Origin of the sequence: Pleurocapsa sp. PCC 7319, from assembly GCF_000332195.1 — a bacterium.
Classification (GTDB): Bacteria; Cyanobacteriota; Cyanobacteriia; order Cyanobacteriales; family Xenococcaceae; genus Waterburya.
In genome coordinates this window covers 37,313-56,474 of the sequence record NZ_KB235919.1, presented here as the reverse complement: position 1 = coordinate 56,474, position 19,162 = coordinate 37,313, and the positions used below count along the sequence as shown (strand labels likewise).

General features: G+C 36.4%; 18 protein-coding genes and 1 pseudogene. 9 read left to right on the top strand and 10 right to left on the bottom strand.

The genetic code is table 11. The features are described 5' to 3' along the window. Positions 1–162 precede the first annotated feature (162 nt). Entirely contained in the window at positions 163–1,710 is a 1,548-nt protein-coding gene (locus tag PLEUR7319_RS0101695; protein WP_019503474.1) for an ABC transporter permease subunit, read from the top strand. A 47-nt stretch (positions 1,711–1,757) separates the two neighbouring features. Next, positions 1,758–3,311 carry an iron uptake porin gene (locus PLEUR7319_RS33825; protein ID WP_019503473.1) on the top strand — a complete coding sequence of 518 codons (1,554 nt, stop codon included), beginning with the start codon at positions 1,758–1,760 and terminating at the stop codon, positions 3,309–3,311. A 186-nt stretch (positions 3,312–3,497) separates the two neighbouring features. On the opposite strand, the gene PLEUR7319_RS0101685 is transcribed toward PLEUR7319_RS33825, so the two are convergent. Then, positions 3,498–4,262, bottom strand: coding sequence for a hypothetical protein (locus tag PLEUR7319_RS0101685; RefSeq protein WP_019503472.1), 765 nt, complete (start codon positions 4,260–4,262; stop codon positions 3,498–3,500). A 528-nt stretch (positions 4,263–4,790) separates the two neighbouring features. Between PLEUR7319_RS0101685 and PLEUR7319_RS0101680 the strand changes: the two genes are divergently transcribed. From PLEUR7319_RS0101680 to PLEUR7319_RS0101670, 3 genes are read left to right on the top strand one after another with little or no spacing between them, the layout of a single operon-like run. Continuing rightward, positions 4,791–5,783, top strand: coding sequence for a mechanosensitive ion channel family protein (locus tag PLEUR7319_RS0101680; protein ID WP_019503471.1), 993 nt, complete (start codon positions 4,791–4,793; stop codon positions 5,781–5,783). Positions 5,784–5,799: 16 nt separating this feature from the next. Further along, the gene (locus PLEUR7319_RS0101675) at positions 5,800–6,987 is read left to right on the top strand and encodes a hypothetical protein (RefSeq protein WP_026102246.1); all 1,188 of its coding nucleotides are present in this window, start codon (positions 5,800–5,802) and stop codon (positions 6,985–6,987) included. Positions 6,988–6,998: 11 nt separating this feature from the next. Next, complete coding sequence (locus PLEUR7319_RS0101670) at positions 6,999–7,880, top strand: mechanosensitive ion channel family protein (protein ID WP_019503469.1); 882 nt, start codon at positions 6,999–7,001, stop codon at positions 7,878–7,880. A gap of 65 nt (positions 7,881–7,945) precedes the next feature. Here the strand turns inward: PLEUR7319_RS0101670 and PLEUR7319_RS0101665 are convergent. The 5 genes and pseudogenes from PLEUR7319_RS0101665 to PLEUR7319_RS0101645 all read right to left on the bottom strand — a co-directional run. Continuing rightward, positions 7,946–8,449 (bottom strand): annotated as a pseudogene (locus tag PLEUR7319_RS0101665) (IS630 family transposase); the annotation flags it as partial. A 2-nt stretch (positions 8,450–8,451) separates the two neighbouring features. Further along, the gene (locus PLEUR7319_RS0101660; protein ID WP_019503404.1) at positions 8,452–8,814 is read right to left on the bottom strand and encodes an IS630 transposase-related protein; all 363 of its coding nucleotides are present in this window, start codon (positions 8,812–8,814) and stop codon (positions 8,452–8,454) included. A 162-nt stretch (positions 8,815–8,976) separates the two neighbouring features. Next, positions 8,977–9,750: a ChaB family protein gene (locus PLEUR7319_RS0101655; RefSeq protein ID WP_019503468.1), complete on the bottom strand. Its 774-nt coding sequence runs from the start codon at positions 9,748–9,750 to the stop codon at positions 8,977–8,979. A gap of 194 nt (positions 9,751–9,944) precedes the next feature. Continuing rightward, entirely contained in the window at positions 9,945–10,484 is a 540-nt protein-coding gene (locus PLEUR7319_RS0101650) for a Dps family protein (protein ID WP_019503467.1), read from the bottom strand. A gap of 157 nt (positions 10,485–10,641) precedes the next feature. Continuing rightward, entirely contained in the window at positions 10,642–11,529 is an 888-nt protein-coding gene (locus tag PLEUR7319_RS0101645) for a YihY/virulence factor BrkB family protein (protein ID WP_019503466.1), read from the bottom strand. A 265-nt stretch (positions 11,530–11,794) separates the two neighbouring features. Here PLEUR7319_RS0101645 and PLEUR7319_RS0101640 point away from each other — a divergent pair, with 265 nt between their 5' ends. Then, complete coding sequence (locus tag PLEUR7319_RS0101640) at positions 11,795–12,547, top strand: ParA family protein (protein WP_019503465.1); 753 nt, start codon at positions 11,795–11,797, stop codon at positions 12,545–12,547. After that, positions 12,544–13,491, top strand: coding sequence for a ParB/RepB/Spo0J family partition protein (locus PLEUR7319_RS0101635; RefSeq protein WP_019503464.1), 948 nt, complete (start codon positions 12,544–12,546; stop codon positions 13,489–13,491). The genes PLEUR7319_RS0101640 and PLEUR7319_RS0101635 overlap by 4 nt, the downstream gene beginning before the upstream one ends. A gap of 275 nt (positions 13,492–13,766) precedes the next feature. Here the strand turns inward: PLEUR7319_RS0101635 and PLEUR7319_RS37670 are convergent, their stop codons facing one another. Beyond that, on the bottom strand, positions 13,767–14,342 hold the full coding sequence (locus PLEUR7319_RS37670; protein ID WP_019503463.1) for a response regulator: 576 nt from the start codon (positions 14,340–14,342) through the stop codon (positions 13,767–13,769). A 430-nt stretch (positions 14,343–14,772) separates the two neighbouring features. Between PLEUR7319_RS37670 and PLEUR7319_RS0101625 the strand changes: the two genes are divergently transcribed. After that, positions 14,773–16,902: a CHASE2 domain-containing protein gene (locus PLEUR7319_RS0101625; protein WP_019503462.1), complete on the top strand. Its 2,130-nt coding sequence runs from the start codon at positions 14,773–14,775 to the stop codon at positions 16,900–16,902. 68 nt (positions 16,903–16,970) lie between these two features. On the opposite strand, the gene PLEUR7319_RS39875 is transcribed toward PLEUR7319_RS0101625, so the two are convergent. The 3 genes from PLEUR7319_RS39875 to PLEUR7319_RS40425 form a co-directional block, all read right to left on the bottom strand. Continuing rightward, positions 16,971–17,507 carry a transposase gene (locus PLEUR7319_RS39875; RefSeq protein ID WP_026102244.1) on the bottom strand — a complete coding sequence of 179 codons (537 nt, stop codon included), beginning with the start codon at positions 17,505–17,507 and terminating at the stop codon, positions 16,971–16,973. 70 nt (positions 17,508–17,577) lie between these two features. Further along, a complete protein-coding gene (locus tag PLEUR7319_RS39870) occupies positions 17,578–17,901 on the bottom strand; it encodes a helix-turn-helix domain-containing protein (RefSeq protein WP_083892430.1) in 324 nt (107 codons plus the stop codon). Further along, positions 17,840–18,046, bottom strand: a complete 207-nt coding sequence (locus PLEUR7319_RS40425) for a hypothetical protein (RefSeq protein ID WP_019503459.1) — start codon at positions 18,044–18,046, stop codon at positions 17,840–17,842. The genes PLEUR7319_RS39870 and PLEUR7319_RS40425 overlap by 62 nt, the downstream gene beginning before the upstream one ends. Before the next feature lie 346 nt (positions 18,047–18,392). Between PLEUR7319_RS40425 and PLEUR7319_RS33810 the strand changes: the two genes are divergently transcribed. Next, positions 18,393–19,055 (top strand): hypothetical protein, encoded by a 663-nt coding sequence (locus PLEUR7319_RS33810; protein WP_019503458.1) that lies wholly within the window; start codon positions 18,393–18,395, stop codon positions 19,053–19,055. Positions 19,056–19,162 lie beyond the last annotated feature (107 nt).

The window sequence follows — 19,162 nt, the reverse complement described above, 5'->3', positions numbered from 1 at the left end:
TCGATCGCCCTTCTTTAATCCCTCAATTTAGTACCTGAATTCTTACATCATTAAGAAATATAAAAAAAATATTATTAATAATATTTTGTATATTTGCTAGGAATAAAATCTAGTAAATTAATCTTTTTAGATAGATAGAGATACATTTTTCTATAAATTGTTATGAATAAAAAAAACGTAAGTTTTTGGATAAAAAGACTAGGATTAGGCTTAATCGGGTCATTATTAATAATAAGTATTAACTATTATTTGATTTCTCCTTTAAAAGCTCAAGAAGTTTTAAAAGTAGGAACAGAACCAGCTTTTCCTCCCTTTGAAATGCAAGCACCAGATGGCAAAGGATTTACTGGATTTGATATCGATTTATTCAAGGCAATTGGTGAAGAAGCAGGTTTAGAAATTCAGTTTCAAAGTATGCCCTTTGATGGCTTAATTCCCGCTCTACAGTCTCAAACTATTGATGCAGCCATTAGTGGTATGACTATTACTGCAGAACGTGCTCAGACAGTGGATTTTGCTCGTCCTTATTTTCGGTCTGGTCTGGCGATCGCTGTAAGAAAAGAGGATCAAGGAAAAATCAAAAGTTTTGACGACCTAGAGAATAAGAAAGTAGCGGTGGCTATTGGCACAACTGGAGCACAGGAGGCTGCCAAAATACCAGGAGTAGAACTCTTTACTTTTGATAATTCTGCTCTAGCCCTTCAAGAGTTGAGCAACGGTAAGGTAGATGCCGTGGTTAATGATTCCCCTGTAACCCTTTATGCAATCAAGATTGGTAATCTTAACAGTATTGAGATAGTAGGTGAACTGTTAACCGAAGAATATTATGGAATAGCTTTACCAAAAGGCTCGCCTAATGTAGAGAAAGTCAACAATGCTTTAGACGAGCTACTCAAGACAGACAAATACCGTGGGGTTTATCAAAAATGGTTTGCAGGAGAGCCGGCTAAGTTACCTTTAGTTACCCCAGCTTTAGAAGGAGAAGCTGCTACCTTTAGTCTGATATCAATGTTACCCGCTCTATTGTATGGGGCGTTGATAACAATATTGCTAACTGCATTTTCAGTCTTTTTTGGCACGATTGGTGGAACCCTATTGGCTACAGCTTCAATCTCTGACTTTAAGCCTTTGGGTTGGTTGAGTCGTATCTATGTAGATTTCTTTCGCGGCACACCTTTGTTGGTGCAGATCTTTATGATTTACTTTGGTATTCCTTCTCTTCTACAGGGAATAGGCTTAGACTTTAATTTTAATCGCTTTGCTGCTGCGGTTACGGCTCTTAGTCTCAATTCTGCCGCCTATTTAGCTGAAATTATTAGGGGTGGGATTCAATCAATTGATATAGGACAGTGGGAAGCTTCTCAATCAATGGGAATGGGATGGAGGCAAACTATGCGATATGTTATTTTTCCCCAAGCTTTTCGGCGGATGTTACCACCCTTAGGTAACGAGTTTATAACCATGATTAAAGACACTAGCTTGGTGGCAATTATCGGTTTTGAAGAACTATTTCGTCAGGGACAGCTAATGGTGGCAACTACCTATCGAGCATTTGAAATCTATGCAGCAGTCGCGTTGATCTATTTGTTTTTAACCTTTATTGCTTCTAGAGTCTTTAGCTGGCTGGAAAAACGTCTCAATCCCGTGCGCCGCGCCAATAAACAAGCATCAGCCCAGATTGCTTCAACTCCCGAACAAGTAGCAAGCTGATCTATTTAGCAATTTCATAAAAATCAATAATTTTAGGTGAGAGGATCATGTCTAACCTTTTAATCAACTTACTCCCAACGGGTGTAATAGCTTGTGGTGTCATTTTATGGGAATGCAGTAACTCTAGCGCATCGCCTTCACATAATTATCAAAATGATCTTGGTCAAGTAACAAATGTAAATCAGCTAAGAGATGTAGCTCCGACAGACTGGGCTTACGAAGCACTCAGAAGTTTAGTTGATCGCTATGGCTGTATTTCAGGGTTTCCCAATCAGACATATAAAGGTAGCCAACCCCTTAGTCGTTACGAATTTGCAGCAGGTTTAAATAGTTGTTTAAATCAGATGGAACGTTTAATTGCTAGCTCAGAGTCTGTTTCAGAGGAAGATCTGGCAACTATACAGCGATTAAATCAAAAGTTTAAGACAGAATTAGCTAGCCTTGGGGGGAGAGTTGATGAGATTGAGGGTCGGACTACTGTTTTAGAAGATAGTTCTTTTTCTACTACTACCAAGCTAAATGGAGAGATAGTTAACTATGTGCTGGGAACATTTGGGGATGAGAAACCAGATGGTAGCGATATTGATGATGAAATTACCTTTAGTAGTCGAATTCGTCTTAACTTTGATAGTAGCTTTACAGGAGAAGACCGCTTAAGAGTCCGTTTACAAGCGAGAAATGTTACCAGTCCGGCTTCATCTGGTGGTAATAATGCCCTAGCCCTTAACTTTGAGGGCGACAATAATAACAATGTTGAAATCGACGACTTGCATTATATCTTTCCTATTACTGATAAAATATCGGCTTTAGTTGGTGCTAATGGCGTTGCAGTGGATGATTTCTTTAATGTCGTCCCCACCATGGGAGTAGCTTATGACGCTCTTAGTCTCTACAGTGCTTATAACAACCTGATTTACGATAACGCTAATGGAGAGGGTGCTGCGGTGGGTATAGATATAGATATTATTGATTCTGTAAATTTAGCTGTAGGCTACTGGGCGACTAATCCTGCCGAACCTGAGCCAGGGAATGGTCTTTTTAACGGTAACTATGCCGCTGGAGCTAATTTAAATATATCCCTATTAGAAGAACGTTTAAATTTTGCTTTAGCATACCTAAGAGCATATCAAGGGGCGGGTAGTGGCTACGATCTAGCTGGCTTTGTCGGCACTGATGCTGCTACCGATCCGTTTGAAGATCGTGCCAACTCCTCTAATAATTATGGTTTTGCCAGTAGTTTTCAGGTTTTAGAACGGTTATCGATTGGCGGTTACTTTGGCTATACTACTGCTTCGACAATTGATGATAACGCTGATGCCAGTATTCTGACTTGGAATGCCTACGCAACTTATAGTGATCTCTTAAAAGAAGGCTCAGCTTTTATTGTGAGTTTTGGACAGTCTCCCAGTTTGATTGATTCGGATGGTAATGCCTTAGAAAATGATGAAGATGAACCTTATCTTCTAAACGTAGAATTTCAATATAGTTTAAATGATTTTATTCAGTTCACACCTGGAGGCTATGCTTTATTTAATCCCAATGGTAATTCAGACAACGAAACTATCTATGTCGGCACTTTACGCACTATTTTTAGATTTTAAATTTACTTCACTACCACAACAACAACTAGCCCGATTACTTCTTCGGAAACTAGTTTTACTAAATTTAGCCAGACTAAAGCGCCGAGGACAGAAGAAGTATCATCCGAAGAGAGAAAATAATAGCCCCCTAAAGTTTTTTTGGAGGCGGTTTTATTTAATAATTTAATAATTTACAGCTAATAGCTTTTATTTGTCACGAAACATTTCAGAGATTGATTTCCATAGTTCTTTAAGAAGCTGTTTTACTTGTCTTTCTTTTTTGGCGATCGCTGTACCTGTTTCACCTAATTTTTGCTCAAATTCTTGTTGTTTTTCTTCAATCTTGCCCGTAAAAACCTTAGGATTTTCTCTGGCTCTTTCGTACCAAGTTTTAGCTTCATTAAGATACTGACTAACATTGTCAAAGCTTTCACCATATCTACCAGCTAAATTTGCCTGCACAATAGCTAACTGAGCTTTTAGCTGAGCATATCGCTTTTGCAAGAGAGCAATTTCTTCACTATTTTCAACGGTTTCGATAGCAGAAGAAATTGCTTCTTTTACCTGAGCTGGTTTATCTTGACTTGTAGCTTGTAAATCTTCTAATACTCCGTCTATTTCTTGTTGTAACTGTTCTTCTTCAGTTTCTACCTTTACTTGTAAGGTTTGAATCTCTGATTGAGTACTAGAGATGGTTTCTCTTCTAACATTACTTATACCTTCAATTGCTCCTTCAATAGAAGCCGTAACCTCTTCAGTGATTTCTCCTTTTTTATCTTGAAAAACTTCTGCTACTGCTGTTATCGCTTCTTGAACAAGACTACTGATTTCGGCTCTACCTTCTTTAACTTCAGATGCAGCTTCAGATACCGCTGTTCTAATAATATCTCTAATGTTCTCTGACTTTAGTTGTCCTGTTTGTTTAGCTTGTTTTAGATTACTAATTATTCTTTCTTTCTTCGATTCATTCATAGTGTGTATTTCACCTATATTTACAAAAAATTTTGTTTTAGTAAAAAATTGATATACCTTGTTAATAGTGATATTTTCAATAAGAATTTACTTCTAATCAGAATTTAAGAAATACTATTTCAACTTTGTATTCTGAATCAAGCAATTATTTGATCTTTAAAATTGCGGCTCAATTCTTATTTTGAGAGTTATTGGTATTTTGAGAGGATTTAAAGCTTAAAAAAGCAATTCTTAAAACTCTTAGTTTTTAAGTCGATGTAATTTAGACTATATATTTGTACCCTATACTTTTATTTTAAGATTAGATTACGGATATTCGTCTATCTTGGTATGGATTTATGAATCACAAACTTAATAAAAGAAAAAAATTGTAGATTTAATTATCCATACTGTTTTCATTCTATAACCAAAGATAGAGGGTAAAAATGATAGCAATACAAATATCATCTCCATAGATAGATGAATTAATTCTGACTTTTGATATATTCTGATGCTTGAAATAAGCATGAAAATTAGAAGTTAAATTGTATGGATTCTTTTACTCCTTTGCAGACAGCATGGCAGCAACTGTTGTCAATGCTTAAAGGGACGATTGCACTATTGCCGAATATATTAATCGCAATTATTGTTTTTATTATTTTCTGGTTTGTTGCCAAATTCTCCAGAAGATTAATTAAAAATTTGACTAAACGTAAAAGGTCTCGCAATCTAGGGTTAGTTCTTGCTAGGCTGTCTCAAGGACTTATTATTTTAGTGGGTGCATTTGTCGCCTTAGCGATTGTAATCCCTTCCTTTAAACCAGGTGATCTAGTTCAGTTGTTAGGAGTCAGTGGGGTTGCGGTTGGTTTTGCTTTCCGCGATATTTTACAGAATTTTTTGGCGGGAATTTTAATTCTGATTACCGAACCCTTTGTCATAGATGACCAGATCGTGTTCAAAGAATTTGAGGGAACAGTAGAAAATATTCAAACCCGAGCTACTACGATCAGAACCTACGATGGTCGTCGAATTGTTATTCCCAATGCAGAGTTATTTACTAATTCAGTAACTGTAAATACTGCCTTTGAAAAACGTCGTCTTGAGTATGATATTGGAATTGGTTACGGTGATGATATTGAAGAAGCAAAACAGATTATCTTAGATGTACTTCATAATCATCCAGAAGCACTATCAGATCCTCCTCCTGAAGCGTTGGTAGTTGATTTGGCAGCGAGTACAATTAACATTCGTGCTCGCTGGTGGATCGATCCTCCTCGTCGAGCTGATGCTTTAGATGCTCAAGATAAAGTATTAACACAATTTAATAATAGGCTTGTAGCCGCAGGTATCGATTTACCATTTCCCACCCAACAAATTTTGTTTCACGACCAAACAGAAGAAACAGACGGCGATCGCGCTCGTCAAAGAGAAGGATGGCCATCTGTTAAAGGAAATAACCCCAAATCTAAAAGTATTGCTAGTTCTCTACGACAACTAACAAGAGACAGCAATAGGAATAATAATGGTGATGGTAACAATTAGGAATACCATAACTAAAATGTTAAAGCGATTAAGGAATTGGCTAATTAATAGCCGTCATTTTTTATTCTCCTGGTACACTAAAGACTCTCAAGAAACCCAAGAGCCAGAGCGATCGCTAGTTGAATTACCTGCTGAAATGCGAGATAGACTAGTTGAGGCTGTTGACAACTTACCTAATAATCCTGCGGATCAAGAAGCGATCTTATCTGTTTTAGATGAAACATTTGATTGCTGGTTTAAAAATCCTAACGATACTAATAATTCAGTAGTAATCTTAAGCGATCCTGTCGCTACCATATCGCGTATTTTATCTGAGACGCTAGCAGAATGGATCGAGAAAAAGCAAGTGCCGATGAGGCTGTTGCCCTTAACGGCTAGACCAATTGAGATTGAAACTATCAAATCTAAATTAGAGTATTATCTTGAACAACAGTGCCCAAAAAATAACTTTGATAAGCAGGGGTTAGAAGTTGTGGTAATTCCTAATCTAAGCTGGTTTTTCCTTCGTTCTCTTGAGGGTCTAGAAGGTATTGAATATTTACAATCATTGTTATGTAAAGGTTCGGAAAATCGCTTTTGGATAATTGGTATGGGTCAGGTGGGTTGGGAATATTTAAACTTGATTTATAATATCGAAGCATATTGTGGAAAAGTTCTGATATTACCTAAAATAGAATCGGAAGAATTGCAAGAATGGCTTGAGCCAATTATTAATGAATTAGATATTATTTTTGATGAGCCGCGCTTAGATCAAAAACTTTTAAATAACAATAAAGATAACAAAACTAATTATTTTGATCTCTTAGTAGATATTTCTGAAGGAGTTAGTAAAGTAGCAGTGCAGGGGTTTCTAAAGTCAGTAAAGTATGAAGAAATAGATGAAGAGGAAAAAGTTGAGGAGGACGAAACTAAATCTCACCCCAAAAAAATAGTTGCCAACACTCCTTCTTTACAAGATTTACCAGCTTTAGAATCAGCAGACCAATATCTTTTATATTCTCTCTTGTTACAAGGTGATTTAACTATATCTGAGTTAGCTAAAACTTTAGGAGATGAAGAGTTAGAAGTTCGAGCTAGAGTACAAGTTTTACGTCGTCAGGGTGTAGTAGAACAACAAGGCCAAGTCTTAAAAATTAATCCAATTTACTATCCTAGATTAAAACAAGAGTTAGCCAATAACAATTTTGTTATCAATGGAGAATAGAAAATTTAGGAATGAACTACTTTACCACCTTAGGTTTTTACTGGTTGGCACAATCAGCGGGAGATGCAGCAGAAGAAACTGCGGAACAAACTAAAGAAATTGTTTCTAAAATTACTACAGGTAAACTTGCACAGGGAATATTTATTCTAGTTACTGCATATTTAGTCTTAAAAACACTAGATAAGCTAATTATTTGGCTCTCAGAAAGAATTGCCAAAGAATGGAGATTGAGAGTTAAGCAGTTTTTACCTTTTTTGCGGATGGTGGTATTAACCATTAGCACCGTAATTTTAATGAACTTGTTTCTCAATCTGTCTAAAGAAAATATCTTGGCAGTTACGGGTACTGTAGCGGTAGCTTTAGGTTTTGCTTTTAAAGATTATGCAAGTTCAATTATTGCTGGAATAGTGGGTTTGTTCGAATCTCCTTATGGAGTAGGCGATCGCGTCAAAATCGGCGAACACTATGGAGAAGTAATTAGTTATGGTTTGCGAGCTGTTAAAATCCAAACTCCAGATGACAATACTATAACTATCCCCCATAATAAAATCTGGACAGAGGCAGTATCAAATGCCAATGCTGGAGCGTTAGAAGCACAAGTAGTTACTAAATTTTATTTTGCTCATGAAATAGATGTTAATTTGGTCAGAAAAATTCTCTATCGAGTAGCACAAACTAGTAAGTATACCGCTCTCAAGTTACCTATTATCGTTGTAATGGAAGAAAAACCCTGGGGAAGTGTCTTTAAACTCAAATGCTATCCTCTCGATGCAAGGGATGAATTTGTTTACAAAACTGATCTTACCTCGAGAGCAAAACGCGCTTTTACTAAACATCAACTCGTATATCCACGCATTTTTGAGCTTGAAGATATGGAAATTGGGAAGTTTTAACAAATGCTCTTAACATACAAAATGTCTTTACTATCTAAGGGCTGACAATAGCTACCTTTCTATAGCTAACTGATTTTAGAATGATTCATTTTATTTAGCTGTGCAGCCAAATTATCAGAGAAGTGCTCAAAGTCTTTTTTTGCGGATTTGACATAATGTTTGAGATTAGCCCATGCATGTTCGATGGGGTTTAGATCTGGAGAATAGGGGGGAAGATTTATCAGTTGGGCACCAGTACTTTCAATGAGATTTTTGATGTCATTTCCCCGATGCCAAGGAGCATTATCCATGATAACAACCATCCCATGAGTGAGATGTCCCTGAAGGTGAGATTTAATCCAATCCATAAAAACCTTCTTGTTGACAGTATGGTCATAAGTGTTTGTGGCAAAAAGTTTATTATCTGTTGACCAAGCCCCAATGATATTGGTTCTACCCTGTCTTTTGCCATCAGTTAGACCGTGTACTTTTTCTCCCTTGAGAGCATAGCCATGAGTTCTTTGCAAACGATGACATAGCCCACTCTCATCTAGATAAACTCTCTGTTGTTCGGGATACTGTTCTATCTCTTTTAAATAATCGTTTCGCCTTTGTTGGTCCCGTTCTCGGTACTGCGGTGTCTTTTTTTTCGACTAATCTTCAATCTTTTAAGTGCTCGACATACGGTATTTTCTTTGGCTCTAATCGCTTCTGCTATTTCTGCTTGATAGGCATCGGGATTTAATGCGACATAAGCTTTTAATTTTTCATCATCTACTCTAAACCCACCTCTTTTTTTGGGGTAAATAGCTGCAAGCTCTCCTCTTAAGGCTCTTTTTTCCCATCGAAGAATACTTGTTCTACTAGCTCCAAGCATTCTTGATATTTCTGTTTTGCTTTTGCCTTCTTCTAACAGGTCTAATGCACGTTGCCGCATATCTAAAGAATATGCCATTTTTAGGTTTTATTTTCGATTGTTTAAGGGTTATTATCCCAATTTAGCTTTAATTCTTCAGCGATTCAAACTTATTTCAGTTAGCTATAGTAAAGACTTAAAAACATTTATTTTTTTTTTTATTAAAGCGATCGCCTAATAGGATAAGAATCCTGCGATTACTTAATTTTTGACTTCTACTTTTTCTTTTGACCAAATACCATTCTCATCTTCATCATATTTATCTTTGATATTTGCCCAGGCTTGCTGTTCCGCTTTAGTCTCATCATCGGTTTCGTCTAAAGCAGTATTGTAGCTTTGAATAAAATCTTTTTGTGCTTGTTCAGAAAGGTGAGAACGAATTTCTGGAGATAGATCTTCTACTCCGTTACATTTACCGGGACAAGCACGAGGTAAAGTAGATTCGTTAACATGAATTTCTTCGCCACCTGCACTTTCAATCAACAGTTGATATTCACCAGATTTGTTAGCGGGTACTTCTGCCATTAATAAGAATTCACCTGCTTTGACACGAGTTTCGTAAATGGCTGCTTTTTCTTCTGGCATACCTAGAGTTGCTAAAGCCGAAGCTAATCCAGCACCAGCACTACCTGCGAGTGCTCCTGATGCTGCTCCCAATAAAACAGAAGTAATTGGACCTCCTGCTACCACAGAACCAAGAAAGGGAATAAATAGTACTCCTACACCAGTAAAGAGGCTGAGAAGAGAACCAAATAAAGAGCCAAAAACTGCGCCAGTACGTAAGCCTCCGAGGACAACATCCTTTTTAGAGATGAAACCTGAGATACGGGTTTGAGATTGAAAGTTTTGACCCATTACAGAAATATATTCTTGTGGGACACCGCGATCAATTAGACGACGAACAACATTATCTACTTGCTTTTCTTCTTTGAGCACTGCGGTGATTGTACGTTCTGCTTTATATTCTTCAGCCATTTAATTGAATTCCTCCGGTTATAAAATTATTCAAATAATTTTCAAGTATTTTTCATGTATAGAACATAGCTAAACAGCTTCTAGCTATTGTTCTATCAATTAATTAGTTAAGGGTAAATTATCGCTTGAGCTCTTACCCTGCTTACTTTGCTAGTTCATTCACCTCAACCTATCAATTAAAGTTTGATAGATTACTAGGCATTCACTGCTGGTTTGGTTTCTGTTCCTGTGCGACCACCTTGACCTTGTAAATTTTCACCTTCAATAAAGGAACGTAACATCCAAGCCATTTCCTCATGCTGCTCCATCAATCCTGTCAAGAAGTCAGCAGTTCCTTCATCGTGATACTCATCTCCACACTTGTCTATATCTTCTCTAAGGTTACGAATGACTTGTTCGTGATCTTGAACCAAGCGATCAACCATTTCATTAGCAGAAGGAAGATCGTTAGGATGTTCTTTAATTGAGCTGTATTCAATGAATCCTGCTGCTGTTCCCAACGGATAACCACCTAATGCACGAACTCTTTCTGCTGTAGCATCGATATTCAAAGTTAAGGCGTTATAATGCTCTTCCCACAATGTATGTAGAGTGCGAAATTGAGGTCCTACTACATCCCAATGATACTTTTTAGTTTTGATGATGAGTAAATAGAGGTCGGCAAGATCTTTATTTAATAACTCAATCACACCATGACGTTGTTCTTCGGTTAATCCGATATTTAACTTAGACATATAATTTAAAAAATCTGCACAATTACACCTTTATTGAAACAATTAGTTTAGCAATCGCACATCTGCAATAAGAGAGAAAGCTAGGCCTATTTGTGTCTTACTTAAGATATATTTATTGATGAATAGGGGAAACAGAGAAAATCAAACTGATGACTCATTAAAATGAATTAGTCAATTCTGCATGATTGTCTGGGCGGATTTTTCTGCCATATTTACGGGCATATACTTGGGTAAATTCAGCACCAAAGAGTAGAATTTGAGCTGAATAAAATACCCAGGCAAGAAAGATAATCAGTGAACCAGCAGCACCATAAGCCGAACCCAAACTTCCCCTACCTAAATATAAACCGATGATAAATTTGCCAAAGGTGAATAGTAAAGCGGTAATTATTGCTCCTATTAAAACGTCTTTCCAGCGAATTTCGACATCGGGGAGATATTTATAAATTAGAGCGAACAACAGGGATATAAAACCAAACGAGATCCCAAAATTTAGCAGTTGCCATAAAGGAGTTAAACCCGGAAGTAACCCAATTTCTAGCTTATTAATACCAGATAACATCGCACTAAGTACTAAAGATACTAGCAACAAAAATCCGATCACCAGTACCATTCCAAAAGACAACAATCGTTTACGAATAAATTCCCAAATTCCGCCATCTGGTTTAGCTTTGACATTCCATACAGTATTGAGTGCTTGCTGTAGTTGAGCAAATACTCCAGATGCACCAATCAGTAGAATTACTACACTAATAATTGAAGCTACGCTACCAAGTTGAGGTTGATCAGCATTGGCTAAAGCTGTTTCAATTGCTTGCGCTCCTTGTTCTCCTACTAGATTGTTAATTTGTTCAACGATTTCACCTCTAGCAGCATCTTGTCCAAAAACTGCACCAGCAATCGCGATCGCAATTACCAATAAAGGTGTAATCGAAAATACCGTATAGTATGCCAAAGCAGCAGCTAATAAAGATACTTGATCCTGCTGCCATTCACTAAAAGCTTCTTTTAAAAGTTTGAATATTGACTTAATTCGTATTTGCATAAATTAAAAATCTAACTACTGCCCGTAATTTTGCAGCTTTTTCCTATAATCGCATCTGGCTAGGGAAGTAGAAATCAAAACTCTCAGCTTTTAATTCTCTTAAATAAAACATACTGAGTATAACGAAACATCTTGACTGTATGCTGGAGAAGCCAAGTACTTAATTCAGATTCAGATATTTTAATTAAACATTTATCGTCAAAATGGATTCTGGCTTGTAAAATAGCGATAAACAATAAGCTTACTGAATTAACCTAAAAACTAGATGACTAAGATTATTGCCTTGTTTAATCAATCTGGAGGAGTAGGCAAAACTACTTTGACAATGAATTTGGGCTATCATCTAGTACTAAACAAAAATCGGGTTTTACTCATAGATATAGACCCGCAAGCTTCACTGACAACATTTATGGGAATCGATTCTGAAGAGTTAGAGCAAACTATTTACGAGTCAGTAGTAGGAGAAGAACCGCTCCCAATTATTCAGCAAATCAATGGTCTGGATTTAGTTCCAGCTAATATTAATTTGAGTGCAGCAGAATTAGAACTAGTATCTAGCCTAATGCGTGAAGTACGATTAAAAAATGCTCTTAATTCTGTTGTTGATAATTATGATTTTATTTTGATTGATTGTCCACCGTCGTTAGGAATTCTTACCGTTTTGAGCTTGGTAGCTGCTACTCACGTTTTGGTACCAATTCAGACTCAGTTTAAATCTTTTCAAGGAACAGATTTATTATTGAATACTGTTGCTAGATTGCGTAAAGCAGCTAACCGAAACTTAGAGATCGCTGGTTTCATTCCTACTATGTTTGATAGTCGTACCGCTCAAGAAACTAGAACCTACAACGCAATTAAAGATCAACTCTCGCCCTTGGCTACTGTTTATCAACCAATTCCTCGTTCCATTGTTTTTCCTGATGCCAGTGAAAAACGAGTTCCTCTTGCTCTTCATCAGTCTAGACATCCCGCAGTTGATGTAATGAAAAAAATTGTAAAAAAATTGGAACAATTATGACTCGACATAGAAAAAAAGAACAGCCTTATACTAGTAAATTACGTGGAGTTGCTGCTCTATTAGAAAGTACTGCGACAACTGACAATTTATCAGCCAAGGTAGCAGAGCTAGTTCCACTTGATAAGGTTCAAAAGGCAAGTTCTCAGCCTCGTCAATACTTTGATCCTGTTAAGCAGCAGAAGTTGGAAGCATCTATATCTCAACATGGTATTTTAGAACCCTTGTTGGTTAGACCTGTTGATTTAGGACGATATGAAATAGTAGCCGGGGAACGAAGATATCTAGCTGCTAAGGGATTAGGATTGTCAGAAGTTCCTGTTGTTATTAAAGAATTATCTGATATTGAAGCGATTCAGATTGCTTTGATTGAAAATCTACAACGAGTTGATTTAAGCCCTTTGGAAGAAACCGAAGGTATCCTGCAGTTGTTATCTGTGGCAACTAATCTCGATAGGGAGCAGGTGATTTTATTGCTGTATCGGATGCAGAATGAATCTAAGGGAAAAGTTACCCAAAACGTTTTGGGTAAAGATTTGGCTACCAAAATTATTCAAATTTTTGACGATTTAGGAAGATTGAGTTGGGATTCTTTTGTCAGTAGTCGGCTTCCACTACTGAAATTGCCAAAAGATGTTTTGTCAGTTCTTCAACAAGGAAAAATAGAATATACAAAAGCCAAAACTATCTCACGTCTTAAAGATGATGCCTTGAGAAAACAGCTTCTTGAAGAGGCGATCGCCTCTTCATGGTCTTTGAGTAAAATTCGTGAACAAATAAATAAAATTCAACCCAAATTTCAGCAAGAAAAAATTTTAGGTCATTTAGATAGTACATATAGGCAATTAAAAAAATCGAGAAAAATGTTTTTGACAAATCCTAAAAAGCGAAAAAAATTAGATTCACTATTGACTCAAATAGATAAATTATTAGAAGCTGAAATTTAAGTAGATTGTTGTTGACCTTTAGAGTTATGGGATTAGATGCTTAATTAGAGATGCCTAAACACCAAATATAACTTTCTCTATAACTGAAAATATTTTCAAATAGCGGTTAGTCACTATTGGTGGTATTGACTATTAATATGGGGAAGCCAAACGAATTTTGTTGAGATTAACTCAATCTTGAGCCGAGAATAAAATGCCAATAATAGAGATGTTCGTTATCATTGTTGTGTCTTTTTTTCAGTCTTAATTATAAATTTAACTGGAAAGTTGCAATATTATTTATTATCAAGGTTTTCAGCTATATTTATTAGTTTTTGTAGCCAAGGCTCTTCCTTTCCTAAATAAATACCATTGAGTTTTTTTTGTTCATCTCGTTTTCTAAAATATAGATAAGGACCATATTCTTTTTCTTCGCCCGTCGGCTGAATTTTATAGATGTATCTTTTTTCTATATATCCAATATTTTTATCGCCTATTTTCTTAATTCTATCTTCAATTGCTTTAGCTAAAGTTTCCATAGAAAATGGTTTGGTCAAAAAATCAGAGGCACCCAAATTCATGGTTTTTCTGATTGTATCCATATCTCCATAGGCAGAAATAATAATTGTCTCTATTTTAAAGTCAAGGTATTCTAGTAAAGTCAGTAGCTTTATGCCATCAATTTTTGGCATTTTAATATCTAAAATTAATAAATCTATAAAACCATCTTCTACAATTTTTTCGAGAGCTTGCTTCCCATCATTAGCAAACTCAAACTGGTATTTTTTTGATTTAATTTGTCGTTTAAAATATTGCTTAATTATCTTTTGGAAAGATAATTCATCTTCAACAACCAAAATATTAGTTGGCATTTTTACATTAAAATTTGTCTGAATAAGATGATTTGCAAAATGCTAATTATTATCCTTTATTGAACTTTTAAAAAGATATGACTGTATAAATTACTCTATCTTTTATTTGGTTGATATGTATGTATTTTTGATTATTCGAACAATAGAGTATTGGATAGAGTATAAATCATTAGTTTGGTAAAATCTATAGTTGTTTTATAGTTAAAATAACATGAATTATTCATGTTAAATAAACAATTTGGTAGTAGCGCCTTAAATCGGCTAGGATAAATGTCTCTAATTACCTCTTAAACTTTGAAATGCCTAGTTGATGACATTTTCGTATCATATTAAATTATGTTTCAGGTTCCAAATACTACTGCTTTAATTACAGAAGACAATTTTTTTATTCCTAGTTAGTTATAAGATCTTAGAATATGGTGATTTTAGGATGTGGAATCGATTTAAAAGGCTAATTCGGGATTGGCAAAGAGTAATCGTAATAGTATTCTGTGTTACGCTGTTAATTTTCTTTTTGCGTCTAAGTGGTTATTTGCAATCTCTAGAATGGAATACTTTAGATATATTGTTACAGCTTCATTCTCGGCAAGTAGGTAATCGTAAGACTACAATTATTAGAATACAAGAGCCCGAAATCCAAGAGTTGGGACAGTGGCCAATAAGTGAACGCACTTTGGTGAAATTACTCCAAACAATTCAAGCGCAACATCCGAGGGTGATTGGATTATCTCTGTATAGAAATTTTTCTCTTGTACAAAACCAGAAAGAGTTAGTCAAAGTATTTCCGAATACCTTTACTTTTGGCGAAATTCAACAAGCAATTACAGCTTTATTTTCGACCAATCAAAATCAGTCACAAATACTAACAAAGTTAGAGCAAGTTAGTGCCAGTGATTTAATTATTGATCGAGATGGAGTTATCCGTCGTGCTTTTTTATTTCAAGTGGATCCAAAGCAAGGATTATTACCTAGTTTGGGAATGGCAGTGAGTTTAAAATTTTTAGAGCAAGAGGGAGTTTTTCCTACTGCTTCCCCAGATCAAGGTTGGCTACAACTAGACCAGGTGGTGTTTTCTCCTTTTAATCAAAATGATGGTGGTTATATTCGTGCCGATGACAGAGGATACCAAATTTTAATCGACTTTCGGAGTTCAGCTCACTCTTTCAACATCATTAATTATACGGACATTTTAGCAGGACACTTTGATCCAAAATTGCTAGACGATCACATTGTATTAGTTGGTTCTCAGGCAACTAGCAATCGAGATCATTTTTATACTTTTGGTCATAGTGGATCTGCTCATCCTATTCAAACTTATAGTGTTGAATTGCAGGCAAATTTAGCTAGTCAAATTGTTAGTACAGTTCTTGATGAACGTCCTTTGATTAAGAGTTGGTCGGATTTTCAAGAGTATTTATGGATTTTAGGTTGGGGTACTGTGGTAGCTATTTGGGCTTGGAGCTATCGCCAAACTAAAAATTTTCTTAAGCTAGTGATAATTATTGGCTTAGGAATAGCGATCGCCATAGTTATTCAAGTTACTATTAATTATGTTGCTTTTCTATCTGGTTGGTGGCTTTCTCTGGTTCCATCCTTATTGTCAACTTCTATTTCAGCGATTTGTATTTTTATTCATATCTATGTCAACAAGCTACAAGAATGCAATACTAGGTTAACTAATGAAGTCAAAGCACATAGTCGTAAATTAGAAGTAACTCGGGCTGAATTACAGTCAGCTCAAGAAAAGATTATATTTCAAGATAAATTAGCAGCTCTAGGAACTTTAGTTGCTGGAGTTTCCCATGAATTAAAAAATCCTTTACATTTTATTGTAAATTTTGCCGATCTATCACTAGATTTGACTGAAGAATTGCGAGATGAACTAAATCAAGACTCATCAATTTCTCCACAATTAGTTACTAGTGATACATATCAATATTTAGATACATTGGCAGAAAACTTAAGTGAAATTCAGAAATATAGTCAACGAGCCAACGACATCTTACAAACTATGTTGCCTCATCCTAATCAACAGAGTTTTGATTATCAGTTAAGTAATATTCACGATCTGATTGATTCAGCAATCAACTTAGTTTTCCATAGCAAAAAAAATCGAGAAAATAATTTTAATATTATTCTTTTAAAAGAGTATGACGCTGACATAGACTTAATCGAAATAATTCCTCAAAGTATAAGTAGAGCTTTAATTAATATTATTGATAATGCTTATTATGCTTTACAAGAAAAGTATAGATTAAGAAATCACAACTTTACTCCGACTCTAACAATTAAAACCGTTAATCTTTTCAAAGCAATTACTATATCTATTCAAGATAATGGTCCAGGAATACCCAAAGAGATTATCAATAAAGTTTTTGATCCCTTTTTCACAACCAAACCGCCCAAACAAGGAATGGGGTTAGGGTTATCAATAACCTATAACTTAATTACTGAAGGCAACCAGGGGAAAATTAAATTAGAAACTAAAGTTGATGTTTTTACTCGATTCACAATTCTATTACCAAAAGGTGATAGAAACAAAAGTCTAATAAGCCTTTGAGATGCTTAGATGCTTAGATTTACAAGCCAAAAAATAACCGGCTTTTCAGAAGAAATAAGTAGCTCCACTTAATTAAACATCAAACGTTCAACAGCATAATTTCCCTGTTGACCCCGATTTTCGATGCCCTCAATAATTGCTTTTGCCAAATCGTATTCATCCTCAAACACATAACCACCTAATTCTTGGCGTTTAAGATGTAGCCATTGCTCTTCAATACGGTTCATTTCGGGAGAGTAAGGAGGAAGAAAAAATACGCTTAATCCTTGTTTTGACCAAATTTGATGACGTTGTCTAACTAACTCTGCACGATGGATTGAAGCATTATCATGAATGATTACTGTCGGTTTTCCTGTTTCGTATAATCGTTTCATGGCTCGTTCAGCTTGCCAGTCCATAAAACGGAGATAACTCTTTGTCTTGTAAGTTCCGACTTTCAAAGCATACTCAAATCTTTGTTCTTCTTCCCAGACTCCCATGATATTGACTCGTCTTCCTTTTCTAGTTCTTTGAGAAATAGATTTTTGCTGACCAATTTGACCGTAACCATAGCCGAGAGGACTTTCTGGACAACATCCCGACTCATCTAAATAGAGTAAGGTGATTAAATCTTCTTCTGCCCATAGTTTTAGGGTTTGCCAATCCCTCTTTTTAGCTGCTTTAAACTCTGAATTTTTAGGTGCTGGAGGTTTTCTCCTTAATCTTTTCCAACGCCACTTTTTTTTTGAGTATGCGACGAACTTGTTCTGCTCCCAGAAACACTTGTCTTTCTCTAGCTAATCTGTGGCTTAGTTGTCGAGAGCTGATGCTACGAGGTTCTTTTAGCCATTTTTCCACAGCCCTCCAATCTTCCTTTGTCCAGATCGGCTTTTTTCCTCTCCCTTTCGCTTCCCATAAACCTACTAAACCGTGATGATTCCATCGATGAATCGTTTGTCTAACCGTCGATTCTGCCCATGTTAAATAGTTCGCGATTGCGCTCCGCGCACTGCAAAGCAATCGCTTTTATTTTCCATCCTGCTGCATTTAGACGAAGTGCCGTTGCTCTTTGCTTTGTTCGTCGAGGCACTTTTGATGACACTTCTAGCTCTTGTAATGTTTTATTTTCTTCTGTAGTTAGAGTTATTCTTAATGCTGCTGGCATGCCTCAATTATCAACCTGGGTTTTCCTGTTTTTATTTTACGTTTTTTTAGGTGGAGCTACTTACCAGAAGTAGCTTATGGAAAGAGAAAAGTTTAGTCACGAGTTTGTAACCTTTGGTCAGTTAGGGTGAGGAGGAGTAAAAAAGGCTCGAGGCTCAGGAGTTGGTCAACCAAACTAATTAGTAGTCTGAACAAAAGTCGGAGTCTCGAGAAGTAAAAAAGGTAGTGCCAAAGAGTGTTACCGACAATTCTAAACTAAAGCCTAAAACAACAGTATTATTCACCAGAATAACTTTTAACCAAGAAAATAAGCCGAAAAAAGCAGCCAATCAACCAAGAAATGTTCGATGAATAAGATAATAACTTTTAATCATAACCAAAACCATCAAAGTCAAACAGCCAGTGTGCTCAATTATCAGCCAAGTCCAGAGCTGAGTCCAGAAGTCGAAGGCACCGCCGAGGTACATAGCCTAGCAGCAGTGATCGGGAATGTGTATCTGGGAGAGAGAGTAATGGTAGCGCCAGGAGCCTCAATTAGAGGAGAACGGGAGCGACTAGTATGGGTGAGTCAAGAGGTGCAAATAAGAGATGGAGTAATAGTACAGGGAGTAGACACAGGACATCATCAAGAACTGATGGGGGAGCCGGTAGTAGAGGTAAATGGACATTACTATGGAGTGTATATCGATAGAGGAGTGACTCTAGCCCATCAATGTCAGATATGCGGACCAGCAAGTATCGGAGCAGAGACCTATGTGGGGATGCAATCACTAATCTTTAGAGCGACAGTAGGAAGTAATTGCGTGGTGGAGCCCAAAGCGTTGGTGATGGGAGTGAATATAGCAGATGACCGCTACGTACCAGCAGGAGCCCTAATTACAACTCAAGCAGCCGCCGATGATTTGCCGGGAATCAGCCCCAGATACTCTTCTCGCCGTCAACAGCCGATGGTAGCCCAGGGGAGAAAATTCAACGCCAAAGTGATTAGCTCCCAGTCACAGGTAGCTTAAAGCCAAGAACTTAACAGCCATCAAGTTAGTTAGTCCCTTTACCATTGATTGTCCAACAGAAAAATGAATAAAAAAGTTGCTGCCAAGTCGATAGATAGTAAGAAACT

Coding starts and splice junctions, on each gene's coding strand:
- PLEUR7319_RS0101685 (WP_019503472.1), bottom strand. CDS start 4,262: ATGAATGAATCGAAGAAAGAAAGAATAATTAGTAATCTAAAACAAGCT.
- PLEUR7319_RS0101660 (WP_019503404.1), bottom strand. CDS start 8,814: ATGGCATATTCTTTAGATATGCGGCAACGTGCATTAGACCTGTTAGAA.
- PLEUR7319_RS37670 (WP_019503463.1), bottom strand. CDS start 14,342: ATGCCAACTAATATTTTGGTTGTTGAAGATGAATTATCTTTCCAAAAG.
- PLEUR7319_RS0101625 (WP_019503462.1), top strand. CDS start 14,773: ATGTGGAATCGATTTAAAAGGCTAATTCGGGATTGGCAAAGAGTAATC.
- PLEUR7319_RS40425 (WP_019503459.1), bottom strand. CDS start 18,046: ATGCCAGCAGCATTAAGAATAACTCTAACTACAGAAGAAAATAAAACA.
- PLEUR7319_RS0101695 (WP_019503474.1), top strand. CDS start 163: ATGAATAAAAAAAACGTAAGTTTTTGGATAAAAAGACTAGGATTAGGC.
- PLEUR7319_RS33810 (WP_019503458.1), top strand. CDS start 18,393: ATGAATAAGATAATAACTTTTAATCATAACCAAAACCATCAAAGTCAA.
- PLEUR7319_RS0101655 (WP_019503468.1), bottom strand. CDS start 9,750: ATGGCTGAAGAATATAAAGCAGAACGTACAATCACCGCAGTGCTCAAA.
- PLEUR7319_RS0101670 (WP_019503469.1), top strand. CDS start 6,999: ATGAACTACTTTACCACCTTAGGTTTTTACTGGTTGGCACAATCAGCG.
- PLEUR7319_RS0101680 (WP_019503471.1), top strand. CDS start 4,791: ATGGATTCTTTTACTCCTTTGCAGACAGCATGGCAGCAACTGTTGTCA.
- PLEUR7319_RS33825 (WP_019503473.1), top strand. CDS start 1,758: ATGTCTAACCTTTTAATCAACTTACTCCCAACGGGTGTAATAGCTTGT.
- PLEUR7319_RS0101645 (WP_019503466.1), bottom strand. CDS start 11,529: ATGCAAATACGAATTAAGTCAATATTCAAACTTTTAAAAGAAGCTTTT.
- PLEUR7319_RS0101635 (WP_019503464.1), top strand. CDS start 12,544: ATGACTCGACATAGAAAAAAAGAACAGCCTTATACTAGTAAATTACGT.
- PLEUR7319_RS0101640 (WP_019503465.1), top strand. CDS start 11,795: ATGACTAAGATTATTGCCTTGTTTAATCAATCTGGAGGAGTAGGCAAA.
- PLEUR7319_RS0101675 (WP_026102246.1), top strand. CDS start 5,800: ATGTTAAAGCGATTAAGGAATTGGCTAATTAATAGCCGTCATTTTTTA.
- PLEUR7319_RS0101650 (WP_019503467.1), bottom strand. CDS start 10,484: ATGTCTAAGTTAAATATCGGATTAACCGAAGAACAACGTCATGGTGTG.